The organism is Parcubacteria group bacterium CG10_big_fil_rev_8_21_14_0_10_36_14, assembly GCA_002772895.1.
GTDB lineage: Bacteria > Patescibacteriota > Patescibacteriia.
The window spans coordinates 25,705-36,485 of the sequence record PFCS01000017.1 but is presented as its reverse complement, the minus strand read 5'-3'; the positions used below and the strand labels follow the sequence as shown (position 1 = coordinate 36,485).

Genomic DNA, 10,781 nt, shown 5'->3' with positions numbered 1-10,781 from the left:
CGGCGGAATAATCGGCACAAATTTTTCTTTTTTAACCAATAGGTCGTGCGTGTATTGAATAAGAGCGAATTGCAAACTGGCGGACGCACCTTTTAAATAACAAAAGCGTGAGCCGGAAATTTTTGTCGCGCGTTCGGTATCAATGATATCCAACGCTTTGCCAAGTTCTTCATGGTCTTTCGGATTTTTTAATTTTGGCACGGCACCAACTTTGCGGACTTGCTTGTTTGCGGATTCGTCCACGCCAACCGGAACATCTTCTTGCGGAATGTTTGGTATGTCTTGGATCATTATTTTTAGCAGTTCTTCTGTTGCTTTTAGCTTTTCTTCCAGTTTTTTTATTTCTTGTTTTTGTTTGTGCAGTACTTTAAAAAGTATTTGTCTTTTCTTTAAAGTTTTCATGTCTACTTTATTTTTTATATCTTGTACCAAATTTCCAACTCTTTGTGCCCTTGCTTTCATGCGCTCTTCATCAATTTTCGCAATCAGTTCGCGCCGTTCTTTGTCCAATTCCAAAATTTGATCCACATCAGCTTTTTTGTTGCGGTTTTTTATGGATTGCTTTACTAATTTCGCATTTTCTCGGATGAATTTTATGTCTAACATAGATAAAATAAATTATTTTAAATGATTATTTAATTTTTTAAATCCTTCTTTATCTAAAAATTCACTTACATCATAGATAGTGTCCCTAAAATCAAACGCCTTTTTCTCCTCCGGATTTATCCAAAAATAAAAACAATACATATTGTTGCCGTGGGTCGATTTGTTATTTTTTGATAATTCTTTAATTTTATGTGTAGGGACTGTTATTGTGTGCGGACTAAGAGTTCTGCGACCTGTTCGTGGGTTTTGTTCGATGACATATACTAAAAAAATAAAATAATCGGCCGTAGATCGTTCTATGATATCTTTTAAAAAGAAAAACCAGCCACAAGAACCATCGCCAAATTTTTCAGTTTCTTTTTTTGTGGGCTCATATGCCCTACTTCCCTTTACCTGAATGGATAATTTTTTTTTATTTCCGGTATTAATAAGAAGTAAATCGATATCTTTCATCTGTGCATTGAGGGGTAAAAATACTTCTATGTTTTTATCGGTTTCATCTCTTAAAATTCCGGCAACAACAGCTTCATCAGTATTTAAGCTCCAAAAATTTTTATAGGCACGTGCCATATTGTATGGTGTTAGAGTAATGTTTTAATTTCCGGCAGGATTTCGCGCATGGCTTGCAGACGGTATTGGAATTTTTCTTTGTCTTCCTCCGTGGCGTCAATTAAGAGTTTTCCTAATTGTGGAATATAAAGAATTGAACGATATGGGTAGCCGTGATCACGTTTTTGGGAACAATTTTCCCGCGCGGGAATCAACCCTTCAATTTTTCCGGTGCGGGTGGTGATAATCTCGCCTTTCTCGTTTGAGAGCGCCACATACATCACAAGGCGGGCGACCCGTTTTTCGTATGGCGTTTGCCCTAGCTTGGTTAGCGCCATTTCCCGCAATTCTTCATCCGTTGCTTCATATCCCGGCCATCTGCGTGCATAAATCCCCGGTTCGCCTCCCAGCGCGTCAATTTCAAATCCCGTGTCATCGCCAATGGCCGGCATTTTGGTAAGGCGCGCGTAAAAGCTGGCTTTTTTGCAGGCATTTTCCAGCAATGTTTTTCCGGTTTCTTCAACATCTTCCTGAATGCCCAGGTCTTTTAGAGTGTGAATGGGCAAGCCCAATTCCTGCAAAATTCTTTTGTAGTCATCGGCCTTAGCGACATTTTTTGTGGCAATGAGTAAGGGCATGTATTAAAAACATTTTATTTATTATCAACCCATTTATGTCCACAGTTTTCTTCACGACATTGATTGGGCTGTCTTATTATTGTTTCTGGCGTGTCCGCCTTTCCCCCTTCTTTTATATTATGTCCGTAGACGCTATCTGGTATCACATATGTTGATCCACATTTGGGGCATTTGATCTTATCCATATTTTTTATATACTTAATAAACACTGTTATTTAAATCATATAACCATATTTATTACTTATTGAAAAAAGATTTTCCAAAGTGTTTTTTCCACGCTTCATCAATTTTTTCATCGTCAGTTTTGAACCTATCTATGTGAAATTGTTCTTTTATATCACCAGGATTTTTATTTAGCTTGTTTGCCCATTTTTCAAAAATTTGTTTTCTGTTGGGATATAGTATATTCTCTAACCGATCTATCAAAAGCGTTACTATCGTTCGTACAAAAAAATATGATACTGGTAGTAAAATGATAAATCCCCAAAAACCAAGTTTATAAAATCCATAGGCAAAACTTAATAGATGAGAAATTAAACCAAGAATGTAGATTTGCTGGGCATTTTTACCATTACTAATAATACCAAATCTTGCAATAAAGTATGTGATGAAATTAAGAAAAATAACTAATGCCCAAGTGAAAAAATTATCCATAGTTTATTTTTCCGGGCGTAAGGTCGGAAAAAGGATTACTTCTTTAATACTATGATTATTTGTTAAAAGCATTGCCAGGCGGTCTATACCCATTCCAAATCCTGAAGCAGGAGGCATACCGTGACGCAAGGCAGTAACAAAATCTTTATCCATTGGTTGCGCTTCTTCATCCCCTGCTTTGCGAGCTTTCTCCTGTTCTTTGAAGCGAGCCTCTTGGTCTAGTGGGTCATTTAACTCGGAAAAGGCATTACAAAGCTCTGTGCCGGCAACAAGAAGCTGAAAACGCTCGGTAAGCTCTGCCTTGCTTTCGCGGGATTGCTTCGCTTCGCTCGCAATGACAGAACTTTTTCGTTTTGCCAATGGTGACAGTTCTATCGGATAGTCATAAACAAAAGTTGGCTCTGTAACGCTGGCGCGAAAATGTTTTTTAAATATTTCGTCTAAAATTTTTCCATATCCATCGGACTTTTCTACTTTTACGCCGGCATTTTTGGCAAGTTTTGCCAGCTCGTCCCTGTCGCGCACCTTATCAATATCAATTTTTGCGGTTTTCAAAATCGCTTCGCGGAAAGTTATTCGTTTGTATGGAGCTTTTAATGAAAACTTTTTTCCATCAAATTCAAACTGGAGGGATTGCCGCGTCGCGCGGGTACGCGCTCCTCGCAATGACAGAGCTATATATTCCAAAAATTTTTCTGTCATTTTCATCAGTTGTTCGTAGTCGCTATATGCCCAGTAAAATTCCACTTGCGTAAATTCTGGATTGTGGGAGTGGTCAATGCCTTCATTTCTGAAACAGCGGGAGACCTCGTAAACTTTTTCAAAACCGCCGACAAGCAAGCGTTTTAAGTAAAGCTCGGGCGCGACGCGTAAATATAAATCAATGTCTAAAGCGTTATGGTGGGTTTTAAACGGTTTTGCTGTTGCTCCGCCTGCAAGCGGTTGTAAAATAGGCGTATCAACTTCTAAAAACCCCTTATCGTCCAAAAATGAACGGATTGCCTTTATAATAATACTACGAGTATGAAATGTGTGGCGGACCGATGGGTTTGCTAACATATCAAGATATCTTTGACGGAAGCGAATCTCTGTGTCTGACAAGCCATGCCACTTTTCCGGAAGCGGAAGAAGGGCTTTTGATAAAAGACGGATATTGTTTGCGTTTAATGTTTTTTCGCCCTTGTGCGTTAGAAAAAGCGTTCCGCGCGTTTCAATAAAATCACCCATATCAAGATTGTTTGTATAGGTTTTGTATTCTTTTAGATTTTTTTTCTGAAGCGCTATTTGAATTTGTCCGCTTTCGTCTTCTATTGTTAAAAATGCCAATCCCCCGTGAACTCTAAGCGTGCGAACACGTCCGACAAGCTGTATTTTTTTATTCTTTTTTTCCAGTTTCTCAAAATCCGCTAGAGCATCTTTGATGTCCAGCGTTTTTGTGGATTTTGCCGGGTACGGCTCTATGCCGGCTTCTGTAAAGTTTTTTAATTTTTGCAAACGGGCGACTTCTTCGTCAGTTGACTTGATGTTTTTTTCCATAATTTTTATATTATTTATATAAATATTTTACGCTTCGTTTAAAGGATTGTCAAACTAAATTTGACAATGTTTTTATAGTATAATACTATATATCTATACCTATGGTATGGGTATTGATAAACTAATAATTAAAAATAAAATTATGTCAGGTCAAAAACAAAAGACGCTTATTAATTTTAAAAAAGCGCAAAGCTTGCTTGCCAAAGTAATAAATATGTCCGAGCAAAATGAGTATTGCATAAATATAATGCAACAAAATTTGGCAATCATCGGACTTTTAAAATCAGCTCATCAGATGCTTATGGAAGGGCACCTTGATACTTGTTTTAAAAAAGCGATAGGTACTGCAAGCCAAAAAAGAAAAGAGGAGATGATAGAAGAAATATTAAAGGTTACAAAATTGGCCGGAAAGTAGTATGTTTGAAAAAATTAAAATAAAAATTGAAGGTCTACATTGTGAAAGTTGCAAGGTGCTAATTGAAACAGAACTTGGAGCGCGAGAGGGTGTGAAAGCTGTTTCTGTTGACTATGCGACAGGTCAATGCGATTTGGAGTTTGATGACGCAAAGATATCACAAGAGCGTATTTTTAAGGCTATTGAAAAATTAAACTATAAAGTGGTAAAAAATTCATCGGAGAAAAAAGGATTGGAAATCCGAATTTCCAACAATATGGTTATAGCCGTAATTTTATTGCTGGTTTTTGTTGTAGGGTATTTTTTGATAAAAAATTTGGGTTATTTGAGCGTTCTTTCAAGATTAAACGAAAATAATATTGGATATTGGCTGATTTTTATTATTGGTCTGTTGGCTAGCTTTCATTGTGTTGGAATGTGCGGAGGATTGGTAGTGGCATATACAACTAAGCATCAGATAAAAAATAACGGAAAAGCGTCTTCTCTCCCCCACTTTCAATATAATCTTGGGAGAGTAATCTCTTATTCATTAATTGGCGGTGTTTTAGGCGGGTTTGGGTCTTTTTTTGCGATAAACCCGACATTTACAGGCATTGTCACATTAGTGGCAGGAGGATTTATGATTTTAATGGGGTTGTCTTTGGTAACCAATTCTAAGTGGCTTGATAAAATAAAATTAAAAACCCCATTATTCATCGCGCGTTTTTTATTTAGTCAGAAACGCGCTAAAAAACCAAAAGGCCCGTTTATCGTTGGACTTTTAAATGGGCTTATGCCCTGCGGTCCTTTGCAAGCTATGCAATTATATGCTTTGGCATCCGGAAGTATAATGCGGGGCGCTTTATCAATGGGGATATATGCTCTTGGAACAGTTCCTTTAATGTTTGGTTTTGGAAAATTTATTTCTCTTATCAGCCAAGAGAAGATAAAATATGCTTTAAAAATTTCTGGAATAATTGTTATCATTTTGGGAGTTTTTATGTTGAACCGCGGATTTGTTAATTTTGGATATGGAATGGGAAGCATAGTCCCTCGTCAAACTACCAGTCAAATTTTAAACACAACAGATAAAGATGCAAAAGGGTTTCAGACCGTAAAAATGGATTTAACGTTTGGCGGATATTCTCCTAATTTATTGTACATAAAAAGGGGCGTGCCTGCCAGGTGGATTATAAATGTAAAGCAGATGAGCGGATGCACAAACGAAATAATAATGCCGGAGTATAATATAAGGAAGAAACTAAAATATGGCGAGAATATTATTGAGTTTACGCCTAAAAAAGTTGGTGAGATAAAATTTAGTTGTTGGATGAAAATGGTTTGGGGAAAATTTATCGTAGTTGAATAAAGAGTACTTTCGTGCTTTCAGCTCGGAAATGAAAAAGAGTACTTTTTCATTTCGCTCGCACAACGATCGCCAATAAAAATTAATAATATATTATGTTGCAAAAAAAGATTTTAAAAATTGAGGGTATGCATTGCGTATCTTGCGCAAAAATAATTGAAAAAAATGTTAAAAAGATATCTGGGATAAAAAAAGCGGATGTTAATTTTGCGGATGAGAAAATGAGAGTGGAATATGAAGGAAAAGATATTGAAAAAGAAGTGATTTCTGCTGTAAAGAAAGCCGGATACAAAGTTTCTTCTGATGAAATGCCCAAAGAACATAAAATGAAGATGAAGGGGCATTCTCACGAACACGAACATTCTCCACGCGAACGAAACGCTTTTATTCTTGGGTTGATGTTATCAATACCGATTATTGTGCTATCAATGATTTTGAAAAATAAATCTTTTGAAAGTATGTTCGCGCAATTTATTTTGGCGTCAATTGCGCAATTTGTTATTGGGTGGCGGTTTTATCGCGGGACTTATTATGCTTTGAAAAATAAGTCCGCCAATATGGATATGCTTATCGCAATGGGCACAACCGCGGCTTACGCTTACAGCGTAGCTAATACTTTTTGGCTTAAGAGTGATGTTTTTTTTGAAACATCGTCTCTTTTAATAACCTTTGTCATTTTAGGAAACTGGTTGGAAGCGCGCGCGCGAGGAAAAGCGGGCGATGCGATTAAAAAATTATTTGAGCTTCAGGCGAAAACAGCAAATGTCGTCCGTGGAAACGAAATAATCAAAGTTTCAATTGAAGATGTCCGCATTGGTGATGTAATAATAGTAAAGCCGGGTGAAAAAATTTCTGTTGACGGAATAATTGTAAGCGGACAATCCAGCATAGACGAGTCAATGATTTCCGGTGAGAGTATCCCTGTGGATAAATCAGTTGGAGACACTGTGTTTGGCGCCACTATAAATAAAACCGGAAGCTTTAGATTTAAGGCGACAAAAGTCGGAAAAGAAACTTTACTCGCGCAAATTATTAAAATGGTGGAAGAGGCGCAGGGTTCAAAAGCGCCAATAGAGCGTTTTGCCGATATGGTTTCTTCTTATTTTGTCCCCGTTGTAATCGCGATAGCCATAATTGCGTTTGCTGTTTGGTATTTTGTTTTATCCGCGTCTTTTGTTTTTGCGCTTCTTGCGGGCGTAGCGGTGCTTGTTATTGCGTGTCCGTGCGCGTTGGGGCTTGCGACCCCGACTGCTATTATTGTAGGAACCGGGCGGGGCGCGCAAAATGGGATTTTAATTAAAAATGGCGGAGCGCTTGAGGTTGCAAATAAGATAAATGTGATTGTTTTTGATAAAACCGGAACTTTAACGGAAGGTAAGCCCAATGTAACAAAGGTAATAACTTACGACATAAAAGAAAAAGAGCTACTTGAAATGGCCGCTTCTTTAGAATCTGTGTCTGAACACTCTTTGGCAGAAGCAATTGTAAATTTTGCAAAACAAAAAAAAGTAACTATTGAAGAGCCGAAAAATTTTAAAGCTATTTTAGGAAAGGGCGCAAAAGGTGTTGTCTTAGAAAAAGAAATATTAATTGGAACAGAATTATTTTTGATTGAAAATAAAATTAAAATTTCAGAAGATATAAAAAAAGAAAAAAAAGATTTAGAAAAACAGGGACAGACTGTTGTTATGTCGGCGCTAGACGGTAGAGTAGCGGGGCTCATAGCTATTTCTGATACTTTAAAAAAAGGGACAAAGGAGGCGCTCCTTGTTTTGCGAAAATATGGCATAGATATATGGCTTATCACCGGAGATAATGAACGTACAGCAAAAGCTATCGGTAAACAGGCGGGAATTGAAAATATAATGGCAGAAGTCTTGCCCGGTGAAAAAGCTGACAAGATAAAAGAACTTCAATTAAGAGGTACTAAAGTGGCAATGGTCGGTGATGGTATAAATGACGCCCCTGCTTTAGCTCAAGCCGATTTAGGTATTGTTATGGGGGCTGGTGCTGATATTGCTATTGAAACAGGTGGGATTATTCTCGTAAAAGACAGTATTGCCGATGTCGGACGAGCAATACGTCTTAGCAGAATGACTATGGCAAAAATAAAACAAAATATGTTTTGGGCATTGTTTTATAATAGCATAGGAATACCTATCGCCGCTTCAGGGCTTTTACGACCGGAATTAGCGGGCTTGGCAATGGCTTTGTCAAGTGTTTCGGTAGTGCTAAATTCATTATTCTTAAAAAGAAAAAAGCTTGACTAAATGGGTTGCTTGATTTTTATAAATATGGTATGATAATTTAATATTTAAAAATTAATATAATATATAAAATATGGAAGAACTAACAATAAAAATAAATAAAACTACTCTTTTTGTGGTTAGTGCTTTGGCTGTTGGATTGATGTTGGGATATGGCGGAAGGTTTTTGCAGACAAAGGATTTTGTAAAGGCGGAGGCAGAGACTACCCCAACCGTAGCTACAACCCAAGAAACCGGAGCAGAGACAAAACCAACCGTAACAATGGATAGCTTAAGGGCGCTCTTTACCGGAGGAAATATAACTATTGGAAAAAAAGATTCCAAGCTTATTTTTGTAGAGATTTCCGATCCGAGCTGTCCGTATTGTAGTATTGCCTCAGGATTAAATCCTTCTTTAAACCAGCAGGCGGGCGACAGATTTATATTGGTTGCCGATGGAGGAACTTATGTATCGCCAGTTGCAGAGATGAAAAAGCTGGTTGAGCAAGGCAAAGCCTCTTTTGTCTGGCTTTACGCAAATGGTCATAATAATGGAGAGGTTGGAGCAAAAGCTCTATATTGCGCCAATGCAAAAGGAAAGTTTTGGCAAGCTCATGAGTTGCTAATGTCCGCAAATGGTTATGCTATTTTGAATGATACAACTTTGGATGCAAGCGCTAAAGTAGACAAAGTTGCAACCTTACTAAAATCTGTTGTTAGCTATAATGATATGAAAACATGTCTAGAGAGTGGGAAATATGACAATAATTTAGTGCAAGATATGAATACAGCGGCGCAATTGGGTTTTCAAGGCACTCCAAGTTTTTTTGTTAATACAACAAACTTTAGCGGAGCCTATAGCTATACCGAAATGAAACCGGTTGTTGATGCTGCATTATAGAAAATATCAATTATTTTTTATGACATCTAAAATAAAAGAAATTTTTATTTTGTTGATGGCCTTGGTTTTGACGGGTGCGGGATGCACAGGAAATATATCACAAGCGACAATAAAAAATCCTCAAATCGGCAATGATGACGCACCTGTAGAGATTGTGGAATATTTTGATTATCAATGTAGCGCCTGCAAACTAGCTGAATCTTCTATTGTTCCATTTTTAATCGAAGATTATATAGAAAATGGAGAAGCAAAGCTAGTGTATAAAAACTTTGCTTTTATGGGAGAAGTATCGCGTCGTGCGGCAAATGCCGCTCTTTGCGCGGAAGAGCAGGGAAAATTTTATAATTTTCATAACAAAATATTCGAAGTTCAGGGCGCTGAAGGAGCAAGCACATATGATAGCAAGTTTTTGAAGAGAGTGGCACGTGATTTAGGATTAGATGGCTCACAATTTGATTCTTGCTTGGATAGTAATAAATATCAGTCTCAAATTCTCTCTGATATTGATGAAGCAAGAGCAAGTAAAATAAATTCTACTCCAACTTATGTTATAAATGGAGAGAAAGTAAGCGGAGCCGGGTCATATCTATCTATAAAAAGAATCGTAGATAGAAAGTTAATGGACTTGGGCGTAGTTCAAAAATAAAAAGTTATGGTTTTAGATAATTTTAGACAAGATTTTCCAATTTTCAAAAACCAGCCCAATCTGGTTTATTTTGATAACGCATGTATGACGCTTCGCCCGCAACCGGTTGTTGATGCAATAAACAAATATTATAATGAATATCCTGTTTGCGCTGGAAGAAGCGCATATAAGATAGCGGACAGATTAACAAAAGATATTGAAAATGTTAGACAGAATATTGCTCGTTTTATTGGAGCAAAAAAAAGTGAAGAAATTATATTTACTAAAAATACTACAGAGGCGATTAATATTGTTGCCAATTCATTGGACCTGAAAAAGGGTGATGTTGTTTTAGGGACAGATAAAGAGCATAATTCCAATTTAACGCCTTGGCTAAAGCTGATGCATGAACGTGGAATTGTTTACAAAACAGTCCCCTCTCGCGAAGATAATAGTTTCGATATAGAAAAGTTTAAAGAGATAATTGTGGGTGTAAAATTAGTTGCAATGGTGATGACATCTAATTTGGATGGAACAACGATTCCTGCGGAAGAAATAATAAAAATTGCCCATAAAAATGGCACCCTAGTCTTATTGGATGGCGCGCAAACGGTTCCGCATAGAGAAGTAAGCATAAAAAAAATGGACGTAGACTTTTTGGCATTTTCCGGACATAAAATGTGCGGGCCTTCGGGAATCGGCGTTTTGTATGGAAAATATGAACTATTAGAGAAGTTAAATCCTATTTTTGTTGGCGGAGGCGCAGTTTTAGATTCTACACACGAAGGATACAAACTATTGCTATTACCGGAACGGCTTGAAGCGGGATTACAAAATTATGCAGGAATTTTAGGCCTTGGAGAAGCTATAAAGTATATTGAAAAAATTGGATATAAAAATATTGAAGCGCAAGAGTATAGGTTAAATAAAATTATAACTGATGCCATATGCGGTATCGATAGGATAAAAATTATTGGACCAGAAGACCCGCAAATGCGATCGGGTATAATAACAATGCGTTGCTCGGATATAAGCGGAAAATCAGCGGAAATTGGCGTTTTGTTTGATAATATCGCCAATATTGCGGTCCGTTCCGGTCAATTTTGTGTCCATTCATGGTTTAATAAAAATAAAATTGACGGAGCTTTGCGCGCATCATTTTATTTTTATAACACAGAAGAAGAAGCAGAGAAATTTGTTAATACTCTCGAGAAAATATTAAAATTATATTGATAATTTGTAATTCATAATTGAAAATTAATTTTC

At 37.0% G+C, this 10,781-nt stretch carries 11 protein-coding genes; 6 read left to right on the top strand and 5 right to left on the bottom strand.

The genetic code is table 11. The annotated features are described in order from the left end of the window. The 5 genes from COU51_01415 to lysS form a co-directional block, all read right to left on the bottom strand. A partial coding sequence (locus COU51_01415; GenBank protein ID PIR66946.1) for a serine--tRNA ligase occupies positions 1 to 606 on the bottom strand: 606 nt, incomplete at its 3' end. Positions 607 to 618: 12 nt separating this feature from the next. Further along, positions 619 to 1,176, bottom strand: coding sequence for a hypothetical protein (locus COU51_01410; GenBank protein ID PIR66945.1), 558 nt, complete (start codon positions 1,174 to 1,176; stop codon positions 619 to 621). Between the two features lie 11 nt (positions 1,177 to 1,187). Further along, on the bottom strand, positions 1,188 to 1,793 hold the full coding sequence (locus COU51_01405) for a non-canonical purine NTP pyrophosphatase (GenBank protein ID PIR66944.1): 606 nt from the start codon (positions 1,791 to 1,793) through the stop codon (positions 1,188 to 1,190). Positions 1,794 to 2,030: 237 nt separating this feature from the next. Then, complete coding sequence (locus tag COU51_01400; GenBank protein ID PIR66943.1) at positions 2,031 to 2,447, bottom strand: hypothetical protein; 417 nt, start codon at positions 2,445 to 2,447, stop codon at positions 2,031 to 2,033. Between the two features lie 3 nt (positions 2,448 to 2,450). Continuing rightward, the gene (gene lysS, locus COU51_01395) at positions 2,451 to 3,983 is read right to left on the bottom strand and encodes a lysine--tRNA ligase (protein ID PIR66942.1); all 1,533 of its coding nucleotides are present in this window, start codon (positions 3,981 to 3,983) and stop codon (positions 2,451 to 2,453) included. A gap of 106 nt (positions 3,984 to 4,089) precedes the next feature. Here lysS and COU51_01390 point away from each other — a divergent pair, with 106 nt between their 5' ends. The 6 genes from COU51_01390 to COU51_01365 all read left to right on the top strand — a co-directional run bounded on the left by COU51_01390 (position 4,090) and on the right by COU51_01365 (position 10,748). Further along, on the top strand, positions 4,090 to 4,398 hold the full coding sequence (locus tag COU51_01390) for a hypothetical protein (GenBank protein ID PIR66941.1): 309 nt from the start codon (positions 4,090 to 4,092) through the stop codon (positions 4,396 to 4,398). A 1-nt stretch (position 4,399) separates the two neighbouring features. Further along, positions 4,400 to 5,746, top strand: a complete 1,347-nt coding sequence (locus tag COU51_01385) for a heavy metal transport/detoxification protein (protein PIR66940.1) — start codon at positions 4,400 to 4,402, stop codon at positions 5,744 to 5,746. Between the two features lie 92 nt (positions 5,747 to 5,838). Next, on the top strand, positions 5,839 to 8,013 hold the full coding sequence (locus tag COU51_01380; protein ID PIR66939.1) for a copper-translocating P-type ATPase: 2,175 nt from the start codon (positions 5,839 to 5,841) through the stop codon (positions 8,011 to 8,013). A gap of 70 nt (positions 8,014 to 8,083) precedes the next feature. Then, positions 8,084 to 8,890, top strand: a complete 807-nt coding sequence (locus tag COU51_01375; GenBank protein ID PIR66938.1) for a hypothetical protein — start codon at positions 8,084 to 8,086, stop codon at positions 8,888 to 8,890. Beyond that, positions 8,877 to 9,536: a protein-disulfide isomerase gene (locus tag COU51_01370; GenBank protein PIR66937.1), complete on the top strand. Its 660-nt coding sequence runs from the start codon at positions 8,877 to 8,879 to the stop codon at positions 9,534 to 9,536. The genes COU51_01375 and COU51_01370 overlap by 14 nt, the downstream gene beginning before the upstream one ends. 6 nt (positions 9,537 to 9,542) lie before the next feature. Beyond that, positions 9,543 to 10,748, top strand: coding sequence for a selenocysteine lyase (locus COU51_01365; protein PIR66936.1), 1,206 nt, complete (start codon positions 9,543 to 9,545; stop codon positions 10,746 to 10,748). Positions 10,749 to 10,781: the final 33 nt, after the last annotated feature.

What these genes read in the sequence shown, in the direction of transcription:
- COU51_01380 (PIR66939.1), top strand. Translation starts at nt 5,839, where the DNA reads ATGTTGCAAAAAAAGATTTTAAAAATTGAGGGTATGCATTGCGTATCT.
- COU51_01410 (PIR66945.1), bottom strand. Translation starts at nt 1,176, where the DNA reads ATGGCACGTGCCTATAAAAATTTTTGGAGCTTAAATACTGATGAAGCT.
- COU51_01370 (PIR66937.1), top strand. Translation starts at nt 8,877, where the DNA reads ATGCTGCATTATAGAAAATATCAATTATTTTTTATGACATCTAAAATA.
- COU51_01385 (PIR66940.1), top strand. Translation starts at nt 4,400, where the DNA reads ATGTTTGAAAAAATTAAAATAAAAATTGAAGGTCTACATTGTGAAAGT.
- COU51_01365 (PIR66936.1), top strand. Translation starts at nt 9,543, where the DNA reads ATGGTTTTAGATAATTTTAGACAAGATTTTCCAATTTTCAAAAACCAG.
- COU51_01390 (PIR66941.1), top strand. Translation starts at nt 4,090, where the DNA reads ATGGGTATTGATAAACTAATAATTAAAAATAAAATTATGTCAGGTCAA.
- lysS (PIR66942.1), bottom strand. Translation starts at nt 3,983, where the DNA reads ATGGAAAAAAACATCAAGTCAACTGACGAAGAAGTCGCCCGTTTGCAA.
- COU51_01400 (PIR66943.1), bottom strand. Translation starts at nt 2,447, where the DNA reads ATGGATAATTTTTTCACTTGGGCATTAGTTATTTTTCTTAATTTCATC.
- COU51_01375 (PIR66938.1), top strand. Translation starts at nt 8,084, where the DNA reads ATGGAAGAACTAACAATAAAAATAAATAAAACTACTCTTTTTGTGGTT.
- COU51_01405 (PIR66944.1), bottom strand. Translation starts at nt 1,793, where the DNA reads ATGCCCTTACTCATTGCCACAAAAAATGTCGCTAAGGCCGATGACTAC.